Source organism: Aeromonas rivuli (assembly GCF_000820045.1).
Lineage (GTDB): Bacteria > Pseudomonadota > Gammaproteobacteria > Enterobacterales > Aeromonadaceae > Aeromonas > Aeromonas rivuli.
Window position 1 is genome coordinate 49477 of sequence record NZ_CDBJ01000042.1, and the last position, 20631, is coordinate 70107.

Annotated in this window: 18 protein-coding genes and 3 tRNA genes; 7 read left to right on the forward strand and 14 right to left on the reverse strand. The window is 60.2% G+C overall.

From position 1 onward, the window contains the following. Nucleotides 1–35 precede the first annotated feature (35 nt). The 5 genes from rbfA to BN1130_RS08095 all read left to right on the forward strand — a co-directional run bounded on the left by rbfA (nucleotide 36) and on the right by BN1130_RS08095 (nucleotide 5495). Nucleotides 36–470, forward strand: a complete 435-nt coding sequence (rbfA, locus tag BN1130_RS08075) for a 30S ribosome-binding factor RbfA (RefSeq protein WP_042041328.1) — start codon at nucleotides 36–38, stop codon at nucleotides 468–470. Between the two features lies 1 nt (nucleotide 471). Continuing rightward, nucleotides 472–1422: a tRNA pseudouridine(55) synthase TruB gene (gene truB, locus BN1130_RS08080; protein ID WP_042041329.1), complete on the forward strand. Its 951-nt coding sequence runs from the start codon at nucleotides 472–474 to the stop codon at nucleotides 1420–1422. Nucleotides 1423–1550: 128 nt separating this feature from the next. Then, entirely contained in the window at nucleotides 1551–1820 is a 270-nt protein-coding gene (rpsO, locus tag BN1130_RS08085; protein ID WP_005905044.1) for a 30S ribosomal protein S15, read from the forward strand. 166 nt (nucleotides 1821–1986) lie between these two features. Continuing rightward, on the forward strand, nucleotides 1987–4134 hold the full coding sequence (pnp, locus tag BN1130_RS08090) for a polyribonucleotide nucleotidyltransferase (protein WP_042041331.1): 2148 nt from the start codon (nucleotides 1987–1989) through the stop codon (nucleotides 4132–4134). A gap of 140 nt (nucleotides 4135–4274) precedes the next feature. Further along, on the forward strand, nucleotides 4275–5495 hold the full coding sequence (locus BN1130_RS08095) for an MDR family MFS transporter (RefSeq protein WP_042041332.1): 1221 nt from the start codon (nucleotides 4275–4277) through the stop codon (nucleotides 5493–5495). 69 nt (nucleotides 5496–5564) lie between these two features. Here BN1130_RS08095 and BN1130_RS08100 read toward each other — a convergent pair whose 3' ends face one another. Beyond that, the gene (locus BN1130_RS08100) at nucleotides 5565–7211 is read right to left on the reverse strand and encodes a methyl-accepting chemotaxis protein (protein ID WP_042041334.1); all 1647 of its coding nucleotides are present in this window, start codon (nucleotides 7209–7211) and stop codon (nucleotides 5565–5567) included. 386 nt (nucleotides 7212–7597) lie between these two features. Beyond that, nucleotides 7598–7948 (reverse strand): DsrE/DsrF/TusD sulfur relay family protein, encoded by a 351-nt coding sequence (locus BN1130_RS08105; protein WP_042041335.1) that lies wholly within the window; start codon nucleotides 7946–7948, stop codon nucleotides 7598–7600. Between the two features lie 211 nt (nucleotides 7949–8159). On the opposite strand from BN1130_RS08105, the gene BN1130_RS08110 reads away from it, so the two are divergent. Beyond that, on the forward strand, nucleotides 8160–8567 hold the full coding sequence (locus BN1130_RS08110; RefSeq protein ID WP_042041336.1) for a DUF1090 domain-containing protein: 408 nt from the start codon (nucleotides 8160–8162) through the stop codon (nucleotides 8565–8567). A 192-nt stretch (nucleotides 8568–8759) separates the two neighbouring features. Here BN1130_RS08110 and BN1130_RS08115 read toward each other — a convergent pair whose 3' ends face one another. From BN1130_RS08115 to BN1130_RS08140, 6 genes are all read right to left on the reverse strand, one after another. Further along, a complete protein-coding gene (locus BN1130_RS08115; protein ID WP_042041337.1) occupies nucleotides 8760–9008 on the reverse strand; it encodes a YfhL family 4Fe-4S dicluster ferredoxin in 249 nt (82 codons plus the stop codon). Nucleotide 9009: 1 nt separating this feature from the next. Continuing rightward, the gene (gene trhP, locus BN1130_RS08120) at nucleotides 9010–10371 is read right to left on the reverse strand and encodes a prephenate-dependent tRNA uridine(34) hydroxylase TrhP (RefSeq protein ID WP_042041534.1); all 1362 of its coding nucleotides are present in this window, start codon (nucleotides 10369–10371) and stop codon (nucleotides 9010–9012) included. 208 nt (nucleotides 10372–10579) lie between these two features. Then, nucleotides 10580–10855 carry a hypothetical protein gene (locus BN1130_RS08125; protein WP_042041338.1) on the reverse strand — a complete coding sequence of 92 codons (276 nt, stop codon included), beginning with the start codon at nucleotides 10853–10855 and terminating at the stop codon, nucleotides 10580–10582. A gap of 121 nt (nucleotides 10856–10976) precedes the next feature. After that, nucleotides 10977–11061, reverse strand: a tRNA-Tyr gene (locus tag BN1130_RS08130). A 34-nt stretch (nucleotides 11062–11095) separates the two neighbouring features. Beyond that, a tRNA-Tyr gene (locus tag BN1130_RS08135) sits at nucleotides 11096–11180 on the reverse strand. A gap of 41 nt (nucleotides 11181–11221) precedes the next feature. Further along, nucleotides 11222–11306: transfer RNA gene (locus BN1130_RS08140), tRNA-Tyr, on the reverse strand. Between the two features lie 337 nt (nucleotides 11307–11643). Between BN1130_RS08140 and BN1130_RS08145 the strand changes: the two genes are divergently transcribed. Then, nucleotides 11644–12882 (forward strand): cysteine desulfurase-like protein, encoded by a 1239-nt coding sequence (locus BN1130_RS08145; RefSeq protein WP_042041339.1) that lies wholly within the window; start codon nucleotides 11644–11646, stop codon nucleotides 12880–12882. Nucleotides 12883–12943: 61 nt separating this feature from the next. Here BN1130_RS08145 and BN1130_RS08150 read toward each other — a convergent pair whose 3' ends face one another. From BN1130_RS08150 to BN1130_RS08175, 6 genes are all read right to left on the reverse strand, one after another. Further along, entirely contained in the window at nucleotides 12944–13996 is a 1053-nt protein-coding gene (locus BN1130_RS08150) for a protein-glutamate methylesterase/protein-glutamine glutaminase (protein ID WP_042041340.1), read from the reverse strand. A gap of 55 nt (nucleotides 13997–14051) precedes the next feature. After that, nucleotides 14052–14597 (reverse strand): chemotaxis protein CheD, encoded by a 546-nt coding sequence (locus tag BN1130_RS08155; protein ID WP_042041341.1) that lies wholly within the window; start codon nucleotides 14595–14597, stop codon nucleotides 14052–14054. A 5-nt stretch (nucleotides 14598–14602) separates the two neighbouring features. Then, nucleotides 14603–15412, reverse strand: coding sequence for a CheR family methyltransferase (locus BN1130_RS08160; protein WP_042041344.1), 810 nt, complete (start codon nucleotides 15410–15412; stop codon nucleotides 14603–14605). Nucleotides 15413–15498: 86 nt separating this feature from the next. Further along, complete coding sequence (locus BN1130_RS08165) at nucleotides 15499–18087, reverse strand: methyl-accepting chemotaxis protein (RefSeq protein WP_052448207.1); 2589 nt, start codon at nucleotides 18085–18087, stop codon at nucleotides 15499–15501. Between the two features lie 49 nt (nucleotides 18088–18136). After that, a complete protein-coding gene (locus BN1130_RS08170; protein WP_042041345.1) occupies nucleotides 18137–18703 on the reverse strand; it encodes a chemotaxis protein CheW in 567 nt (188 codons plus the stop codon). 11 nt (nucleotides 18704–18714) lie between these two features. Beyond that, on the reverse strand, nucleotides 18715–20631 hold the full coding sequence (locus BN1130_RS08175) for a methyl-accepting chemotaxis protein (RefSeq protein ID WP_042041346.1): 1917 nt from the start codon (nucleotides 20629–20631) through the stop codon (nucleotides 18715–18717).

The window sequence follows — 20631 nt, forward strand, 5'->3', positions numbered from 1 at the left end:
GGGGCTGCGGCCCCCTTTTATCGCAGGATAGAAATATGGGCAGAGAATTCAGCCGGACCAACAGGGTCGGCCAGCAGATCCAGCGCGAAATCGCGCTCATTCTGCAGCGTGAGGTGAAAGACCCACGTATCGGCATGGTAACCGTCTCGGACGTGGAAGTGTCCAAGGACCTTAACTACGCCAAGGTGTATGTCACCTTCTTGCAGCTGGAGAATGACGGCGAGCGTATCAAGGAAGGGCTCAAGGGCCTGACCGAGGCGGCCGGTTACATCCGCAGCCTGCTCGGCAGTGCCATGCGTCTGCGCGTGGTACCCGAGCTGCGTTTCTACTACGACCAGACTCTGGTCGAAGGGATGCGCATCTCCAACCTGGTGTCCAATACCGTGCGTGACGACAAGCGTCGCATGGCCGAAGCCGGCCGTGAAGACGAAACGCCCGCCGCCGATGACAGCACAGAGGATAAAGCCTGAGATGTCTCGTAAACGTCGTTTCAAGGGCCGTGACGTACACGGCATCCTGCTGCTGGACAAGCCGACCGGGCTGACGTCCAACGATGTGTTGCAGAAGGTCAAGCGCATCTACAACGCCGCCAAGGCTGGCCATACCGGTGCCCTGGATCCCCTGGCGACTGGCATGTTGCCGATTTGCCTCGGCGAGGCCACCAAGTTCTCCCAGTATCTGCTGGAAGCGGACAAGCGTTATGAAGTGACCGCCAAGCTTGGCGAGCGCACCAATACCAGCGACTCCGACGGCGAAGTGGTCACCACCCGTGCCGTGAACGTGGCCATGGGAACCCTGATAGAGTCGCTGGATCAATTCCGCGGCCCCATCATGCAGGTGCCATCCATGTTCTCGGCCCTCAAGCACAATGGCCGCCCGCTCTATGAATATGCCCGTGAAGGCATCGTCATCGAGCGGGAAGCGCGCCCCATCACCATCTTCGAACTCAAGCTGCTCAGCTTTGAGGGCGATGAAGTGAAGCTTGAGGTGCATTGCAGCAAGGGCACCTACATTCGTACCCTGGTCGATGATCTGGGTGAGGTGCTGGGCTGTGGCGCGCACGTCACCGCGTTGCGTCGCACGCAAGTGGCGCAGTATCCCTATGATCGGATGCTGACCCTGGAGCAGCTCGAGTGCATCTTCGAGCAGACCAAGGCCGAGAGCGTGCCACCCCGCGAGCAGCTCGATCCCTTGCTGCTGCCGATGGATACCGCGGTCGCAGCCCTGCCCGAGGTGAACATGCTGACGACCGTCGCCGCCTACGTGAACCAGGGTCAGGCGGTGCAGGTGGCGGGTAGCCCGCAAAGTGGTCAGGTCCGCATGACGGTCGGCCCGGAGCGCGAGTTTATCGGGGTAGGCGAGATCGACGACGAAGGGCGAGTCGCTCCCAAGCGTCTGGTGCGCTATCACGACGAAGATTAATGGCGGATAAGGTGGGGGCCGAGTTAACCATTGCGTTAGCCGGTCGCTGCGATTATGATACCGCCCTCATTTCACGGCTGAATTAGAGATTGGCTGTGATTCTTTAAACACTCTATCGGAGTAACATTATGTCTCTAAATGCTGAGATCAAAGCTTCCATCGTTGCTGACAACGCTCGTTGCGCCAACGACACTGGCTCTCCTGAAGTTCAGGTTGCCCTGCTGACTGCCCAGATCAACCATCTGCAAGGTCACTTCAAACAGCACTCCAAAGACCACCACGGTCGTCGCGGTCTGCTGCGCATGGTTTCCCAGCGTCGTAAGCTGCTGGACTACCTGAAGCGTAAGGACGTTCAGCGTTATGCTGCTCTGATCGCCAAGCTGGGTCTGCGTCGTTAATCGACAATCAGATTTTGCGAAAAAGGGGAACCGCGAGGTTCCCCTTTTTTATTGCTTCGCAAGCTGTTGTCTTATCACTCAATTCAGGTAAGCGCTTACCTTTTGGTTAGGATCAAGTATACTTGCACGCGAATTTAAAGAGCCAAATTGTCAAAAGGAAATTCACGTGAATCCTATTGTAAAGTCATTCCAGTACGGTCAACACACCGTCACACTGGAAACCGGTGTGATGGCCCGTCAAGCCACTGCGGCCGTTATGGTCAGCATGGACGATACCTGCGTATTTGTGACCGTTGTTGGTAAGAAAGAGGCCGACCACGGTCGCGATTTCTTCCCGCTGACCGTCAACTATCAGGAGCGTACCTATGCTGCTGGTCGTATCCCGGGTGGTTTCTTCCGTCGTGAAGGCCGTCCCAGCGAAGGTGAGACCCTGATCTCCCGCCTGATCGACCGCCCTATCCGCCCGCTGTTCCCGGAAGGCTTCCTCAATGAGGTTCAGGTGGTTGCCACCGTCATGTCCGTGAACCCGGCCGTGTCCCCTGATATCGTTGCCCTGATCGGTGCCTCCGCCGCCCTGGCCACCTCCGGCATCCCGTTCGGCGGCCCTATCGGTGCTGCTCGCGTCGGTTACATGAACGGCCAGTATGTGCTGAACCCGACCACCACCGAACTGCCCCTGAGCGATCTGGATCTGGTGGTTGCCGGTACCGCCAACGCGGTGCTGATGGTGGAATCCGAAGCGGCCATCCTCTCTGAAGAAGTGATGCTGGGCGCGGTCGTTTATGGCCACGAGCAGATGCAAGTTGCGATCAATGCCATCAACGAATTCGCCGCCGACGTGGCTACCCAGCCATGGGATTGGACCCCGCCTGCCGTCAACGAGCCGCTGAAGGCCAAGATTGCCGAGCTGGCAACCGCTGAACTGGGTGAAGCCTACCGCATCACCGAGAAGGCCGTGCGCTACGCCGCCATCGGTGCCATCAAGCAGCGTGTGGTCGAGCAGGTTATCGCCTCCGGCGTGGAAGCCGATGCCAAGAAGATTGGTGAAGCCTTCCACAATCTGGAAAGCCGCATCGTCCGTGGTCGTGTGGTTCGTGGTGAGCCGCGTATCGATGGTCGCGATCCAGAGATGATCCGTGCCCTGCACGTTGGCACCGGCGTACTGCCGCGCGCTCACGGCTCCGCCCTGTTCACCCGTGGTGAGACTCAGGCCATGGTCGTTGCGACCCTGGGTACCGAGCGTGATGCCCAGAACATCGACGAGCTGACCGGCCACCGTGCCGACCGCTTCATGCTGCACTACAACTTCCCGCCGTACTGCGTCGGTGAGACCGGCATGATGGGGAGCCCGAAGCGTCGTGAAATCGGTCACGGTCGTCTGGCCAAGCGCGGCGTTGCTGCCGTGATGCCGAGCGCCGCCGAGTTCCCGTATGTGGTGCGTGTGGTCTCTGAGATCACCGAATCCAACGGTTCCTCCTCCATGGCCTCCGTCTGTGGCTCCTCCCTGGCGCTGATGGATGCGGGTGTGCCGATCAAGGCCTCCGTTGCCGGTATCGCCATGGGTCTGGTGAAGGAAGAAGAAGGTTTCGTGGTGCTGTCCGACATCCTGGGTGACGAAGATCACCTGGGTGACATGGACTTCAAGGTGGCCGGTACCACCCAGGGCATCACTGCGCTGCAGATGGACATCAAGATTGAAGGCATCACCAAAGAGATCATGGAGATTGCCCTCAAGCAAGCTCGTGGCGCTCGCCTGCACATCCTGAAGGTCATGGACGAAGCCATCCAGGCTCCGCGCAGCGAGATCTCCGATTTCGCACCGCGTATCCACACCATCAAGATCAATCCTGAGAAGATCAAGGATGTGATCGGCAAGGGTGGCTCCGTGATCCGTGCCCTGACCGAAGAGACCGGCACCAACATCGAGCTGGATGATGACGGTACTGTCCGCATCTCCGCCGTTGCCAACGAAGCCGCCATGGAAGCCATCCGTCGCATCGAGGCGATCACCGCCGAGATCGAAGTGAACCGCATCTATGAAGGCAAGGTTGTGCGTCTGGCCGATTTCGGTGCCTTCGTCAACATTCTGCCGGGTAAAGACGGTCTGGTGCATATCTCCCAGATCACCGATGCCCGTGTACAGAACGTGGCCGACCACCTGACCATAGGTGACGTGGTCAAGGTCAAGGTACTGGAAGTGGATCGTCAAGGCCGCGTGCGTCTCTCCATCAAGGAAGCGAATGCACCGACCGAGGCTGCCGCTCCGGCCGCCGATGTGGCCGTTGCCGCCACCGAAGAGCCAGCTGCCGAGTAAGGCATCTGTGCTGTGAAAAAGCCGACCTCAGGGTCGGCTTTTTTGTGTCTGGATGTTATCTGTGCCAATTTCATTGTTTCTTTTGAAGCCCATTGTTATAACGGACGACCCGCTCTCAAGCTGTCATAAGGAGTTGCAGTATGTCGTGGGCCTATCTCAGGCAATTTCCCCCGCTGGTCTGGATCGTGATCCTGGGCACCTTCATGGTGCGAACCAGCTTCTTCATGGTCTGGCCCTTCCTCTCCATCCTGCTCTATCGCGATTATGCGCTCTCGGCGACCCTGATCGGCCTCATCCTGGGGGCCACGGCGGCCCTCTCGACCCTGGTGAGCTTCTATGGTGGCTGGCTGTCGGACAAGTGGGGGCGGCGCAACATACTGCTGTTCGGCTGCCTGGTCTCTGCGCTCAGCTTCGGCCTGCTTGGCCTCTCCCACCAAGTCGCCTGGCTGGCACTCGGGGTGATTGGCAGCGGCCTCTCCTACGGACTCATCGACTCACCGGGCAAGGCGCTGATGGCCGACAGCCTGGCCGAACCCAAGGCCCGCGAACTGGCGCTGCACCTGCGCTATTTTCTGCTCAATCTGGGGGCGGCCATTGGTCCCCTGATTGGGGTCACCTATGGCCTGAGTGCGCGCCAGGAGACCTTCCTGCTGCTTGGCATCAGCTATCTGCTGCTCGGCGTCACCTTCTTCATCGGTTTTAGGTTGGCCCGTTGCCGGGCTGGCAGCACGGCCGGTCCCGGCATGCGCGCCGTGCTGAGGGTGCTGGCCCGGGATCGTGGCTTCTTGCTGCTGACCCTGGCCAACGTGTTGCTGATGCTGGTCTACGCCCAGTTCGAGTCGCCGCTTATCCAATATTTGACCCGGGCGGGTACACCGGAGGTGGAGCGGCTCATCGGCCTGCTGGTGACCGCCAATGCGCTGACCATAGTGATACTGCAGTTCCCGCTGCTGCACCTGACCGCAAGTTGGCGGATCAAGCACAGGTTGCAGCTCGGGGTCGCCCTCTTTCTCGGTGCCCAGCTGCTGTTTGCCTTGGGCGATACCGCCATCTGGTGGCACTGGTTGGTGGCTGTGGTGCTGCTGAGCGTGGGGGAGTGCATCCTGTTCCCGCTGCTCAATGTCTTGATCGATCAGATGGCACCGGCACACCTCAAAGGCAGTTACTTCGGCGCGGCCTCCATGTCTGGCATGGGGGTCGCCATTGGTGCCCTGCTCGGGGGCTGGATGATCGCAAACTGGGGCGGTGGCTGGCTCTACGGGCTGATGGCCCTGCTCTGCCTCGCTATCCTGGCGCTCTATGAGTGGGGCACTCGCATGCCGCGCCCGACCGAGCTGCAGTCGGTGCCCGCCCGCGAATAGCTGAGGCCCCATCAGACCGCATGAAAAAGGCCGGGATCCCAGATCCCGGCCTTTACTCATCTGGATGCTTTACAGGGTGAAGCGGAGGGTGAGCTGCTGCAGGTGGCTGGTCAGCTGACTCAGCTCGGTGCAGGCCTGAGCGGTGTGTTGTGCCCCCTTGGCATTCTCATCCGAGACATTGTGAATGTTCACTATGTTGTGGTTGAGCTCGGCGGTGACCGAATTCTGTTGCTCGGTAGCGCTGGCAATCTGAGTGTTCATGTCGGTGATCCGGGTGACCGCTTCATGGATCCTGGCAATGCTCTGGCCCGCATCCTGCGCCAGTTCGACGCTGGTCTGCATCTGGGCATGGCTGCTGTGCATGGCCTGGCCCGCCAGCGCTGCACGGCTCTGCAGGCTCTCTATCATCTTATGGATCTCGGCGGTGGAGTCCTGGGTGCGTCTGGCCAGGGTACGAACCTCATCGGCGACCACGGCAAAGCCTCGGCCCTGTTCGCCGGCACGGGCGGCTTCAATGGCGGCATTGAGTGCCAGCAGGTTGGTCTGATCGGCGATGCTGCGGATCACATCCAGTACCAGGCCGATATTGGCGCTCTCCTGCTCGAGTTGTTGCACTACCTGACCTGCCTCACCCATCTTGCCCGCGACCTGCTCGATACTGCCGATGGCGCTCTGTACCACCGCCTGGCCTGCCATGGAAGCCTGGGAGGCATGCTGGGCGGCGTTGGCGGCATCAGTGGTGTTGCGGGACACCTCGAACACAGTGCTCTGCATCTCGTTCATGGCAGTTGCCACCTGGGTTATCTCGCCTTGTTGCTGGCGTATCCCCAGGGCGGACTGTTCGGAGATGGCGCTTACTTCGCCTACCGAGGTGCTGAGCTGGCTGACCGAGGTGGCGATCTCGTTGACCAGATCGCTGAGCCCCTCCTTCATCTGGCGCACCGACAGGGCCAGCTCGCCGATTTCATCCCGATTGAGCTTGCCTGCATCGATGTAATCGCACAGCTCGCCTCGGCCCAGATAACCGCCGGCAACCAGTTTGGCCTGCTTGGCCAACAGCACGATGGGATCGCGGATCTGGCGGGTCAGCAGGGTGGCGAAGACGATGACCAGTAGGATGGCGAGGAGCAGGGTGAGGAGGAGGACGGTGCGGGCACTCTCGTAGGTGCTCTGGGACTCATCACGGCCGAGCTTGGCATAGTAGCGGTTCTGGGCAATCAACCCTTCGACCGCATCATGGAGTGCGACATAGGTCGGGGCGCCTGCCAGGAACTGCTCCGTACCCGCGGCATGTTCCCCCCGGGCCAGTTGTGCCATGACGGCATCGTGCAATGCCAGATAGCGCTGCCAGTTGGCGCTGACTGCCTGATAGCGGCGTGTCTCTTCGGCATCGAACAGCGTCTTGCCATACTGGTCAAGCAGTCCCGTGATCTTGCTTATTTCGCTGCGCATCTGGTTGCCGTACTCCGCCTGACGGGCTGGGTTCTCATCGACCAGCAGGTAGCTCAGTTCGAAGCGCCGCAAGTTGGCGACCGTCTGCCCCATGTCATTGACGCGATTGATGCTGGGAATGATGGCATCGGTCAGCTCGAGTGAGCGACTGTTGATGCGGTCAAATTGCAACAGAGAGAAGCCGCCGATGGCGACCATCATCAGGCCGAAGGTCGCGAAGGCGACGCTCAGCTTCTTACCAATATTCATGTTCATCAATGACATCGCTGTTCCGGAACGGTAGGCAGAAAGACTCGACCCAGGGTCGAGGGAGTAAGGTTTCGCTTATTCATCCCGAAATAGCCAAACGGCCGCCTGAGGCGACCGGTTCATTTTTATTGTCAGTGCAGGGCCAGGCTTGTGTAACGGATGCCATTGGCCAAAAAAATCGTCCTGTTGGGCAGGGGAACAGGGGGTTCCATAGGCCTCAAAGGGCTGCAAAGGCTGGGCACTTTATGTACGGGAAGGGGGGAAGTCAAGGCTTGTTGCGCATGAAACCACACAGCGAAATGATTATTGATTAGTCACTATTGGCTTGTTTTTTGACCACGAAGCATCAAGGGGTCAAGGCAGGCTAGCTCAGGGGTAAGTGATGACTCACCCCTGGCAATCTAGAAGGTCAGTACCTTGTCGGCGGCCACTGTCCATTGGGCCAGGGTCGGCAGGCGGTCGATGCGGATCCCTTCGATAAGCGGCAGGGTGCCAATGCCGCGGGCATCACAACAGCTCTGGCACAATCGCACTTCGGCCCCTTGCACCAGCAAGATGTCCAGCATCTGACGCAGGTGATAGCCCTCGGCCGGGGCCTGACTGGCGATGGCGGCCCCCACCGCATCCGACAAGAGAAACAGCCTGAGGCTGGCCCCCTCTTCCTGCAGTGCCAAGCCGAGGCGCAGGGCGTTGAACAGGGACTCGCTGCCATAGGGGGCACCGCTGGCGATGATCAGTATCTGTTGGCTCATGGAAGCTCCTGATGACAAAGCCCCATTGTATATCGCCCTGATGATCCCCATCATGATGTTGCGCAAACCGTGTCGCACCACTTTCGTGCAGTCTTGACCTGCGAGGTGCCCTTGAGGTCAGATGAGCATCATTTAAAAGGTGGTGAATGAGCAGTGTGCTTGAAGTTGGATGAGCATCATTCACGGAACGACGGTGAACGAGAGGTGGAAAATGAACAAGAGGATAGCCGTGCTGGCATTGGGGTTCTGGCTGGCGGGACCTGTGGTGGCGGCCTCTGCGGTGGGGTGTGCTGCCAAGCGTGATGCCCTGGTCTCGGCTCTGAGCGAGGCTCGCGCCCATGACAACGATCGCCAGGTCGCTGGCTTGCAGGAGGCGCTCAATAATGTCGAGGCTTATTGTGACGATGGCGCTTTGCTCAAAGAGAGTGACAGCAAGCTGGCCGAGTTGAAAACCAAGGTCGACGAACGGCTCAGTGAGTTGCAGAGTGCCCGGGTGGAGGGCAAGCCGGACAAGATCGCCAAGAAGCAGACCAAGCTCGATGAGGCTCAGGCCAAATATCAGCAGGAGCAGATCCACAATGGAGCCTTGCGTGCCCTGGTCGATAGCAAGGGTAAGTGAACACTGACTGCCTCCGGGCTCCGCTGACCCCTTGCTCAGAGTAGGGGCCTCCTATGTGTATGTGGATGGCTCTATTCGGTGCGATGACAGCGTCGTGGCTGGGATGGCCGCGAGGCGGGCCAGCCATGATGGTGGCGGATAACAGTGAGGCCGGGCATTGCCCGGCCTCACTGTTTGCCCATCTCTGGCCAGTCAGCTGCGATGGAGTTTCACAAACTTCTCCATCAACTGCGCTTCGCTCTCCACCCGCTGGGGATCCCAGATGATGCAGTCGATGGGGCAGACGCTGATGCAGGTGGGCTTCTCATAGTGGCCGACGCATTCGGTGCACAAGTCTGGATTGATCTCGTAGATGGCCTCCCCCAGGCTGATGGCCTGGTTCGGACACTCGGGATCGCACATGTCACAGTTGATGCACTTGTCGGTGATGAGCAGCGCCATCTCAGGCTGCCGTATGGGGGTTGCGGCTGTCCTGACGATCGCCCAGGTTGCGCAGCAGTATCCCGTGGCTGATGTCGATCTCCTGGGGAACCGGCACATAGACGATGTGGCCGTTGCCCGGTGCGGTGTCGACCAGCTCGCCTTTGCGGTTTTGCATCTGCTCCAGATTGAAGCTGAGGTTGCCCTGGGGGGTCATCAACTCCAGGCTGTTGCCGACCAGGAACTTGTTCTTCACGTCCACTTCCACCATGTCGCCATTGCGACCGGTGATCTCGCCGACGAACTGCTGGGTGTCGGAGATGGAGTAACCATAGTCATAGTTCTGGTACTCGCTGTGGTTGTGGCGGCGCAGGAAGCCCTCGGTATAGCCACGGTGGGCCAGGTTCTCCAGGGTGCCCATCAGGGTCGGATCGAACGGACGACCGGCGACGGCATCGTCGATGGCCTTGCGATAGACCTGAGCGGTACGGGCGCAGTAGTAGAAGGACTTGGTGCGGCCTTCGATCTTCAGGGAGTGCACACCCATCCTGGTCAGGCGCTCGACGTGCTCGACGGCGCGCAAGTCCTTGGAGTTCATGATGTAGGTGCCGTGCTCGTCCTCGAACGCCGTCATGTACTCGCCGGGGCGGTTGGCCTCTTCCAGCAGTACCAGCGCATCGCTCGGCTTGCCGAGCCCCAGGGTGTTGTCCGGACGCACCGCAATGGGCTCCTGGCGATGCACTATCTGGCCCACCTCATTCTCCTTGCCTTCGTGAACCTTGTAGTCCCAGCGGCAGGAGTTGGTGCAGGTACCCTGGTTGGGGTCGCGTTTGTTGATGTAGCCAGAGAGCAGGCAGCGGCCGGAGTAGGCCATGCACAGGGCGCCGTGCACGAAGACTTCCAGCTCCATCTCCGGCACCTGCATGCGGATCTCTTCGATCTCGTCCAGGGAGAGTTCGCGGGAGAGGATGACGCGAGTCAGGCCCATTTGATGCCAGAACTTTACCGTGGCCCAGTTGACCGCATTGGCCTGCACCGACAGGTGAATGGGCATGTGGGGGAAGGCTTCGCGCATCATCATGATGAGGCCGGGGTCTGACATAATGATGGCGTCCGGTCCCATCTCGATCACCGGGCGCATGTCGCGCACGAAGGTCTTGAGCTTGGAGTTGTGGGGCTGGATGTTGGCCACCACATAGAACTGCTTGCCGAGGGCGTGGGCTTCGTTGATGCCCAGGCACAAGTTGTCGTGGTCGAACTCGTTGTTACGCACCCGCAGGCTGTAGCGCGGCTGGCCGGCATAGACGGCATCGGCGCCATAGGCGAAGGCGTAACGCATATTCTTGAGGGTCCCGGCGGGGGAGAGCAATTCTGGTCTGAACATGATTATCTCGCTGGTCTGATTGCAAATCAGGGCGACGCCACCGAGTGGCATCGCAATAAGGATGACGGCACAGCGCTGCACCCTCTGGAGGGTTAAGGCCATGACATCCCAATAAGGGTGCGAGATTGTACTCTTGCCGCTCCCCGGGCGCAATTAACCCGGGTAGGAGAAGGAGAGAGGATTGTCTTGTCGGTGTCAGTGAGCCTCGTTACTGCGGGGGGCTGACCAACAGAGTGGTGGGGCGCATGGACGGGGCTTGAGGGTGCAGGGCCAGGCTCAACCAGTGCCAATCAAGGGGAGGGCTGTCCTGTTTGAAGCGCTGCAACGGCTGGCCATCACGCACGGTCAGAAACAGGGTGCTCGACAGACCGATGCGGTTGCGATAACGCACCATGAGTTCGCCGCTGTAGCGACTGATATGGATCTGCAACTGCTCCAGGCTCAGGCCTGAGTGATAACCCTGTTCATCCCACACTTCCAGCATGATGCGCCTTCCTTGCGAATATCAGGGCTTACTATCCGGGCAGTTTACATAACGGGCAATTGTCAGATCTGACAGGGACAGAAAGCGAAAACCCGGCGCTGGGCCGGGTTTTCTTGAATGATGGTGGAGGGAGAAGGATTCGAACCTTCGAAGGCAGAGCCGTCAGATTTACAGTCTGATCCCTTTGGCCACTCGGGAACCCCTCCACAGGGGTATTAAAAGCCACTTATTTCAGGAAGATGGTGGAGGGAGAAGGATTCGAACCTTCGAAGGCAGAGCCGTCAGATTTACAGTCTGATCCCTTTGGCCACTCGGGAACCCCTCCACGGGGTATTTTCCTGATTGTACTATCTCATCACACTTGAATGGTGGAGGGAGAAGGATTCGAACCTTCGAAGGCAGAGCCGTCAGATTTACAGTCTGATCCCTTTGGCCACTCGGGAACCCCTCCTCAAGTGCGAGGCGCATACTAACAGATCCCACAGCTTTGTGAACCCCAAATTTGCAATCAATGTAGAAAAATATGCGAGTCGCTCATTTTTTGATATTGGCCGTTCAAAATTCAATCTTTTCATAGGCTTCAGAACAAAAATAACACAGCTAACCGGGCAGGAAGTCGAGGCTGTCGCCCTGTCATCTCGGCTGACGAGTCATTGTTGGTAGTGTTTTATGCTGGTTTACTCTCTTTGTTCTGTGAATGTGATGGCGGATGGGTTTGGGTGTGGACTTTGCTGCTACCTGATCTTAATCTCGCCATGTTATCTAACTGTTACATGGAACGTGATCCTATGCAGCCTCTCGATGTCGCCGTCCTGCGCGGCCAGTTTCCTGCCCTCAACCAGTTGATCGATGGCAAATCCCCACTCTTCTTCGACGGCCCTGGGGGGGCCCAGGTTCCCCATCGTGTCTTGGGGGCCATGACCGACTATCTGGGGCGCTTCAACGCCAATCTGGGGGGGACCTTCTTCTCGGGCCGGGAGACGGAGCAACAGGCGTTGCGTGCCCGCAAGGCCGCGGCGACCCTGCTCGGTGCCGACAGCTGGCAGGAGATAGTGTTTGGCGCCAACTTCACCAGCCTCACCTTCGCCTTCAGCCGTGCCCTGGCCCGTGAGTGGCAGGCGGGGGATGAGATAGTCGTCAGCGCCCTGGATCACTACTCCAATGTCTCCAGCTGGCAGCAGGCGGCCGAGGATCGCGGCGCCATCGTCCATCAGGTGCGGGTGGATACCGCCAGCGGCGGCCTCGACATGGATCATCTGCTGAGCCTGCTTGGCCCGCGTACCCGGCTGGTGGCCGTGACCGCCGCTTCCAATACCACGGGCACTCTGGTGGACATTCCCGCCATCGCCGATGCGGTACACCAGGCTGGTGCCCTGCTCTATGTGGATGCGGTGCACTTTGCGCCCCATGAGCGCATCGATGTGCAAGCCTGGGATTGCGACTTCCTCGGCTGCTCGGCCTACAAGTTCTTCGGTCCGCACTTGGGGATCCTCTATGGCAAGCATCGCCATCTGGAGCGGTTGACCCCCTACAAGGTGGAACCGGCCAAGAACGTCTCGCCCTACAAGTGGGAGACGGGCACCCAGAGCTGGGAGGCCTTGGCCGGGCTGGAGGCGACCATTGACTACCTGGCCTCCCTCTCTGGTCTGGAGGCGGAGGAGGCTTCCCTGGAAGAGCGGCTCGATCTCGCCTTTGCCAGCAGCCAGGGGCATGAACAGCAGCTCAGCGAGCAGGTATTGGCCAAGCTGGCGGAGCGTCCCTGGTTGAGCCTGCATGGTATCCATGGCGCGCAGGGGCGAACGCCCACCTTCGCCCTCACCTCGAGTCGCCACACGCCGGCCGAGATGGCGGTCTATCTGGGGGATCATCAGGTATGCAGCTGGGCGGGGCACTTCTATGCCCTGGGATTGATCGCGGCCCTGGGGGTCGGTGAGGGAGGGGTACTGCGCATCGGCTGCATGCACTACAACACTCATGCCGAAATAGACAGGCTGTTCAGTCTGCTCGATGCCATGCCGGCGGCGTAACGCGGCAGTCAGCGATGTCACGCCATCAGACCCCGCTGCCGGTTCGCCACAGCGGGGTCTCTCATTTGGCAATAATCTGGTGGATCTGATCGAGAGGGACGATATGGCGGGCTGCGCCGAGCTTGATCGCCTCCTTGGGCATGCCGAATACCACGCAGGAGGCCTCATCCTGGGCATAGGTGATGGCCCCCGCCTCCTGCATCTCCTTGAGGCCGCGGGCACCATCATCTCCCATGCCGGTCATGATGATGCCGGTGGCATTCTTGCCAGCGTATTTGGCCACTGAGCGAAACAGCACATCGACCGAGGGGCGATGGCGATTGATCAGAGGGCCATCCATGACGTCCACATGGTAGTAGGCGCCGCTGCGCTTGAGCAGCATGTGTTTGCCACCCGGCGCGATCAGGGCCAGCCCCGGGATCACCCTGTCATTGTGTCTGGCTTCACGCACTTCTATCTGGCACAGGCCATTGAGCCGTTCGGCGAAGGAAGCGGTGAACTTCTCCGGCATGTGCTGCACGATGACGATGCCGGGGCTGACCCTGGGCAAGGCGGTGAGTACCAGCTCCAGGGCCTGGGTGCCGCCGGTGGAGGTGCCCATGGCGACGATGCGCTCCGTGGTTTGTGCCAGGGCCTGGCCGCCCGCCGGTAGCCAGGCATCAACGCTGATCTTGGCGGGCACGGCCAGTGGTGCCTTGCGCAACTGTTTGACATTGGCCATGGCCGCGGCCCGTACCGCCATGGCGAGATCCTGGGCGGACTCTTGCAGAAAGTCTTTGAGGCCTATGGTCGGCTTGGTGATGATATCCACCGCACCGGCCGCCATGGCCTGCAAGGTGGTCTCGGCGCCGCGCGCGGTGAGGGAGGAGCAGATAACGACCGGGGTCGGTCGCTCGGTCATTATCTTCTGCAGGAAGGTGATGCCATCCATGCGCGGCATCTCCACGTCGAGCACTATCACGTCCGGCCAGGCCCGCTTGAGTTTTTCCAGGGCAAAGAGGGGATCCGAGGCGGTGGCGATGACACTGATATCCGGCTCACGCTCCAGCACGCTCTGCAATACCTGCCTGACCACGGCGGAGTCATCGACCAGCATGACGGTGATCTGTTTCATCTCTCTCTCCTCATTCGAATGAAGGGGCGGTCAGGGGCCGGATCCCGCGGTGGCCTCATTGACCGGTGCGGCGACGCTCATCGACCCGCTCCGGATCCCGTATCAACGGACTGTGCCTGACCCAGACATGGCCGGTATTGAGCTCGAAGACAAGCGCCCTGTGGCCTGTGCCGCCCAGATCGTGGGCGCTGACATCGAGGCCCTGAGCGCGGACCAGCGCCCAGGCGGCCGCCACATTCTGGCTGGCGATATCCGGGGCATGACGTCCCCCCAACTGGGGGAACATGTTGCCGCCGCCAAACAGCTTGACCACATATTCCCCGGGGGCTGAGCCCGCTTTGGCAACCCCTTGCAGCAAGATGGCCAGCGCCTCATCCGCATACTTGCCATTGAGCGAGTCAGGCCTCTGCCGTGCCATCTGCCTCTGGCTCAGCGGTCGATCGCGATGGCGCCGACTCGGCAGCATGAAGTGGCACATGCCGCCCCAGTGGTGGCGTGGGTGCCAGAGTGTCAGGCTGACACAGGAGCCGAGCTGGGTGCGCATCACCATAGGCTCCCGGCTAAACAGGGCCTCGCCGGGTTGCAGAGTCACCTCTCTCATGGGGCTCAGGGTTTGCGATAGATGGAAGGGGAGACCAGCTGCAGGCCAGTCTGGAGGCCATGCAGACTCTCGGCGTGGCTGATGATGAGATAGCCCCCCTGACGCAGCAGGGGAAGCAGGCGGGCGAGCACTTGCTCCTTGGTCTCCCGGTTGAAGTAGATCATCACGTTGCGGATGAAGATGAGGTCGAACTGGCCGAGATCCGGCAGCGGCTTGTTGAGGTTGACCTGGCTGAAATGCACCCTCTCCTTGAGCTTGCGGTCGATGAGGAAGGTGCCCTCTTGCTGACCTATGCCCTTGAGGCAGTATTTCATCAGGTAGGCGGTCGGTATGTTGTGGGCCCGCTCTATGGCATAGAGGCCAGCCTTGGCCTGGGCCAGAACCCGGGAGCTGATATCGGAGGCGATGATCTCCCAGGGAGCCGCGGCGCGGCGCTCTGCCAGGGTCATGGCGAGGCTGTAGGCCTCTTCCCCCGAGGAGCTGGCCGCGCTCCAGATCCGCAGCGCACGCTCCCGCGGGAAGTGGGGCACTATCTGCTCGCTCAGGAATTCGAAATGTTTGGGTTCGCGAAAGAAGTAGGTCTCATTGGTGGTCAGCAAGTCCAGGGCCAGTTGCAGCTCCAGCTTGGCCGAATCGCCCATGATGAGGTGAAAGTAATCCCCAAAACTCGGCAACTGGTAGTGGGAGAGCCGTTTGGCCAGCCGACTGCTGACCAGTGTCTTCTTGGCAGGGGAGAGATCGATGCCGGTGGCTTGATGCAGCCAGCGCTGAAATTGGCTGAATTCCTGATCGCTCAGGGCGGCATGTTCCAGCAAGTTCGCCTTCCTTGTGTGGTGTATCCGGTCGCTGACCGGAGCGAGCGGGAAGCCTTGGCTCCCCGCCCTCCTGGCTCAACGGCGCATCAGAAGCGCACAAAATCACCGTCGCTCTGACTTTTGCCATGAGCGACCGAGATCTCCTGCGGCGATCCCTCCTGATTGAGGAAGCGGCCGCGGCTGTTTCCTCGTGGGGTCGCCACCTTGAGTTCGGTCACCGTCCTGTGCTGCGCCAGGGTGAAGAACCCCATGGATTGTTGCAGCTGTTCGGCCTGGCCGCTCATCTCCTCCGCGGTGGCGGCCAGCTCCTCACTGCTGGACGCGTTCTGCTGGGTCACCTGGCTGAGCTGGCTCATGGCCTTGTTGATCTGGCTGACCCCGGTGGATTGTTCCGCTGAGGCGGCACTGATCTCCTGCACCAGATCCGAGGTTCGGTTGATGGAGGGCACGATTTGATCGAGCAACTCACCCGCGCGCTCTGCCATGTCGACACTGCTGGAGGCCAGCTCGCCAATCTCCTGGGCCGCTACCTGGCTGCGTTCTGCCAGCTTGCGTACCTCGGCCGCCACCACGGCAAACCCCTTGCCATGATCGCCAGCCCGGGCTGCTTCTATGGCCGCGTTGAGTGCCAGCAGGTTCGTCTGGTAGGCGATGTCATCGATGATGCTGATGCGTTTGGCTATCTGCTTCATGGCATCCACCGTCTGCTTGACCGCGCCGCCCCCTTCTATCGCCTCCTTGGCGGCCTTGCTTGCCATGCCATCGGTGACCTGGGCGTTCTCGGTATTCTGGTTGATGCTGGCGCTCATCTGCTCGATGGAGGCGCTGGTCTCCTCCATGCTCGAGGCCTGTTCACTGCTCGATTGGCTGATGCTCTGGGCGGTGGCGCTGACCTGTTCCGAGGCACTGGACAGGTTGTCCGAGGCGCTGCGCACCTCTGTGACTATGGTGGTGAGGGCCGTGATGGTCTGGTTCAGGGCATCCTTGGTGGTGCCAAAGACCCCGGGGTAGTTCGCCTCGACCTTTTGGGTCAGATCCCCTTCGGCCAGGGCCTGAACCACCCGGATCACGTCCTTGAGGCTGGTGTCGATGACCTCGGCAATCTTGTTAATGCCTTCCCCCAAGTTCTTGAAGAAGCCAGCCTTGTCACCGAGGGCCATGCGTTTGCTCAGCTCGCCATCGATGACGGCTTGCACAATGTCGGATACCTCCCGTTCGACGGCGACCTCCTTGGTGCGGTCGTCCCACTCCACCACTGAACCGAGTCGCTCGCCCGCATCGCTGAACACAGGGTTGGCGACCAGGGAGAAGGTGCGCCCGCCGAGCTGGATCTGGGTGCGATAGGTGTTGGCCAACTTGGCCAGCATGCCGCGTTGGTGGCTGGGGTTCTTGTGGAAGGTATCTATGTTGCTGCCCATCAGCTGGCTGGTGTTGAAGTGGGGCAGCTCTGTCTTGATATCGCGCTCGGCCTCGGCCAGCATGACCTTGACCGACTCGTTCATGTAGATGATGTCGAGGTCGTTGTCGGCGATCATGACGTTGGTGGTGGCGCAGTCCAGCGCCTTCTTGACCCTCATGCTCTCGTCGGATGCCTGCTTGGCCGCGGCGTTGGCGGCCTTGACCTCCAACTCGATGGCGACCTCCTTGGTGCGATCGTTCCACTCAACCACGGTGCCGAGCCGTTCACCACTATCGCTGAACACAGGGTTGGCGACCAGGGCGAAGGTGCGCCCGCCGAGCAGTATCTGAGCGCGGTGAGTACTGGCGAGTTTGGCCAGCATGGTGCGCTGGTGGCTCGGGTTCTTGTGGAAGATGTCGATGTTTTTACCCATCAACTGACTGGCGTTGAAGTGGGGCAGATCGGTCTTGATGTCCGGCTCGGCGTCGAGCAGCATGGTGCCGACCGCTTCGTTCATATAGATGATGTCGAGGTTGTTGTCGGCGATCATCACGTTGGTGGTGGCGCAGTCCAGCGCCTTCTTCACCCTCAGGCTCTCCTCGGATGCCAGCTTGGCGGCGGTGTTGGCGGCCTTGATCTCGTTCTCGATGGTGACCTCTTTGGTGAGATCGTTCCACTCCACTACTGTGCCGAGCCGATCGCCTTCATTGTTGACGACGGGACTGGCGATGAGGGAGAAGATGCGACCACCCAGGGCTATCTGGGTGCGGTAGGTTTTGTCGAGCTTGGCCAGCATGGCCCGCTGGTGGGAAGGATTCTTGTGAAAGCTGTCGATGTTCTTGCCCATCAGCTGCTTGACATCAAAGGCGGCCAGCTCCTTCTTGATGTCGCTTTCGGCCAGGCTGAGCATCTCCTTGATCGCCTCGTTCATGTAGATGATGTTGAGGTCTGTGTCGGCGATCATCAGGTTGGTCGTGGCACCGTCGAGGGCCTTGCGCACCCGGAAGTTTTCGGTATGAAGCTGTTGACTGGTCTGGGCCTCGGCCAGGTTGTTGCGCACCGTCTGGCCGAGGCGATCGAGCAGAAGATTGAACTCCTGGCAGAGCTCCAGCAAGGGGCCCCCGAGCCCGGTGAGGGGCAAGGGCTGCTCGAACTGGCCACTGGCTGCGGCCAGGTTGATGGCCCTGGCATCGCCCAGGGTCTGGGTTAACTGGGACAACAGCTGGGGGTGATCGTCGTTGTTGCCAAACAGCTTGCCGAAAAATGATTGAGTCATGAGCCTTATCCTTGTGCTGACACTCAGGTGATAGAAGTCGGGTACCTTACTATTGGGTCACTGCCATGGCCGCGTCCGGGCGATGGGATAGATCGTGAAGTTGCGCCATCTCGTCGATGGAGAGCACCTTTTGGGTGTTGAGCAAGATGACGAATCTGCCATTGACCTTGCCCATGCCGCTGATGAAGTCGGCGCGGATCTTGGCGCCGAAGCTGGGGGGCGGCTCTATCTCGTTGCGCGGTATGGTGAGCACCTCGGAGACGGCATCTACCACCACCCCAATGTCCTGGGTCTCCCCCTGATGTTCTCCCTCCTGGCTCAAGACCTCTATGATGACGATGCAACTACGGCGGGTGATGGTCGAGGCGATATTGCCGAAGCGGGCATTGAGATCGACCACGGACACGACGGCGCCGCGCAGGTTGATGACACCACGAATAAAGTCAGGCATCAGGGGGATGGGGGTGATGTTGCCGTATTCGAGGATCTCCTTGACCCCGAGTATGTTGATGGCAAACATCTCGCCGTTGATGACGAAGGTGAGGTACTGGGCATCTCCCTGGGCCACGGAGGGCAGCAGGGGAGAGGCAAGAGTCAGTGCGGTGGATGGATTCATGGGGTCTCCGGTCAGAAACGAATGAAGTCGGCGTCATCCACCGGGCTCTTGTGACCCGTGGGTGCGCTCTGGGGTGGGGTCAGAAAGTGGCCTCGGGGTTGGGCGGTTTTGACTCTGATTTGACTGGCACCCACGCTGCGGGCGGGGGCGTTTGCCAGGGTGAAGAAGTCCATGGTCTGTTGCAGATCCCCGGCTTGGCTACTCATCTCTTCGGCCGTGGCGGCCAGCTCCTCGCTGCTGGCCGCGTTCTGCTGGGTTACCTGATTGAGCTGGTTCATCGCCTGGCTTATCTGGGTCACTGCGCCCGCCTGTTCGCCGGAGGCGGCACTGATCTCCTGCACCAGATCCGAGGTCTTGCGAATGGAGGGGACTATCCGTACCAGCAGCTCGCCAGCCAGCTCGGCCTGTTCCACACTGCTGCTCGACAGCTCGCTAATTTCCTGAGCGGCGACCTGGCTGCGTTCGGCCAGCTTGCGCACCTCGGCAGCCACCACGGCAAAACCTTTACCATGTTCGCCCGCTCTGGCTGCTTCGATGGCCGCGTTGAGGGCCAACAGATTCGTCTGGTAGGCGATGTCATCTATGATGCTCACCTTGCGCGCTATCTGCTGCATGGCGGTCACGGTTTGTTGCACAGAGGCACCGCCTTCTCCCGCCTCCCGGGCCGCCTGGCCGGCCATGGCATCCGTCTGGCGAGCGTTGTCCGTGTTCTGGTTGATGCTGGCACTCATCTGCTCGACGGCCGCGCTGGTTTGCTCGACGCTGGCCGCCTGCTCGCTGGTGGCCTGACTCAGGGATTGGGCAGTGACACTGACCTGATTGGAGGCATTGCTCAGGTTGTCGGTGGCGCTGCGTACCTCGTCGATGATGTTGGTGAGGGCTGTGATGGTGTCGTTGAGACCATCCTTGGTGCGACCGAACACTCCCGGATAGGGCTGTTCTATGCGCTGGGTCAGGTCTCCCTTGGCCAAGGCAGTGGCGATGCGCATCACATCTCCCAGGCTGGTATCCGTCACCTCGGAGAGGCGATTGAGCAGCTCGCTCAGTCGCTTCACATACCCCTGACGCTGTTCCAGGCTGATACGGTAGCTGAAGTCACCCTGCTCCACGGCGGCGCTCACCTGCTGCTCTATGTCGTTGATGAGGGCCCCCAGCTTGTCGACCATGTATTGCATGGCCTCAAGCAGCTGCCCCGCCTCGTCGCGGGAGTGGATCTCCAGCTTGACGTCAAGATCCCCCTCGGCCAACTGGCGGGCGGCTTTGAGTGCCTGATTGATGGGGCCTGTGATGCTGCGAATGAGGCGCAGGCCAAACCAGATGGCCACCATCAGCCCCAGGACTATGCCCACTACCACAGTGGGCAGCAGGCTGTGATAAGCGGATTGAGCCCGTTCAAATTCGGCCTTGGCAACCTCGAGCTGCAGGTTGACCAGCTCGGTTACCTTGCTGCTGATGGGATCTATGGTCCCATAGAGGCGGCCATCGAACTCATCCAGTGTCCCCGTTACCAGGCCATGCTGGGTCGCCAGGCGGTGGGTGAGCAAATTGAGATCCCGGTTTGCCGCCTCGAACAGGTTGATGGCCTGGGCCGATAGCCGCTGTTCATCCTCGGTGAGACGGGTTGCCTGATAGGTTTGCCATACCTGTTCAATCTGCTGCTGGGCATCGTTAAGCTCCTTGAGTGCCACCTCGGCGCTGATGAGGCCCGCATTTGCCTTGTTGACGTTATCGATGATGGCGACGGCGTACAGATCCGATATCTCCTTGAGCTGCTTGAGGGGCACGACCCTGTCCTGATAGACCCGCAGCAGGCCCTGATTGCCGTGGTGCATGCCGTACAGGCCCAGGCTGCTCAGCAGCAATAGCAACGCGCAGAGCGCGCCGAGCAGCAGAAAGAGGCGGGTCTTGATGGTGGCATCCTTGAACAT

Excerpts from the sequence above, each read along its gene's own strand:
- rbfA (WP_042041328.1), top strand. The coding sequence starts at position 36 with ATGGGCAGAGAATTCAGCCGGACCAACAGGGTCGGCCAGCAGATCCAG.
- truB (WP_042041329.1), top strand. The coding sequence starts at position 472 with ATGTCTCGTAAACGTCGTTTCAAGGGCCGTGACGTACACGGCATCCTG.
- rpsO (WP_005905044.1), top strand. The coding sequence starts at position 1,551 with ATGTCTCTAAATGCTGAGATCAAAGCTTCCATCGTTGCTGACAACGCT.
- BN1130_RS08095 (WP_042041332.1), top strand. The coding sequence starts at position 4,275 with ATGTCGTGGGCCTATCTCAGGCAATTTCCCCCGCTGGTCTGGATCGTG.
- BN1130_RS08100 (WP_042041334.1), bottom strand. The coding sequence starts at position 7,211 with ATGTCATTGATGAACATGAATATTGGTAAGAAGCTGAGCGTCGCCTTC.
- BN1130_RS08105 (WP_042041335.1), bottom strand. The coding sequence starts at position 7,948 with ATGAGCCAACAGATACTGATCATCGCCAGCGGTGCCCCCTATGGCAGC.
- BN1130_RS08110 (WP_042041336.1), top strand. The coding sequence starts at position 8,160 with ATGAACAAGAGGATAGCCGTGCTGGCATTGGGGTTCTGGCTGGCGGGA.
- BN1130_RS08115 (WP_042041337.1), bottom strand. The coding sequence starts at position 9,008 with ATGGCGCTGCTCATCACCGACAAGTGCATCAACTGTGACATGTGCGAT.
- trhP (WP_042041534.1), bottom strand. The coding sequence starts at position 10,371 with ATGTTCAGACCAGAATTGCTCTCCCCCGCCGGGACCCTCAAGAATATG.
- BN1130_RS08125 (WP_042041338.1), bottom strand. The coding sequence starts at position 10,855 with ATGCTGGAAGTGTGGGATGAACAGGGTTATCACTCAGGCCTGAGCCTG.
- BN1130_RS08145 (WP_042041339.1), top strand. The coding sequence starts at position 11,644 with ATGCAGCCTCTCGATGTCGCCGTCCTGCGCGGCCAGTTTCCTGCCCTC.
- BN1130_RS08150 (WP_042041340.1), bottom strand. The coding sequence starts at position 13,996 with ATGAAACAGATCACCGTCATGCTGGTCGATGACTCCGCCGTGGTCAGG.
- BN1130_RS08155 (WP_042041341.1), bottom strand. The coding sequence starts at position 14,597 with ATGAGAGAGGTGACTCTGCAACCCGGCGAGGCCCTGTTTAGCCGGGAG.
- BN1130_RS08165 (WP_052448207.1), bottom strand. The coding sequence starts at position 18,087 with ATGACTCAATCATTTTTCGGCAAGCTGTTTGGCAACAACGACGATCAC.
- BN1130_RS08170 (WP_042041345.1), bottom strand. The coding sequence starts at position 18,703 with ATGAATCCATCCACCGCACTGACTCTTGCCTCTCCCCTGCTGCCCTCC.
- BN1130_RS08175 (WP_042041346.1), bottom strand. The coding sequence starts at position 20,631 with ATGTTCAAGGATGCCACCATCAAGACCCGCCTCTTTCTGCTGCTCGGC.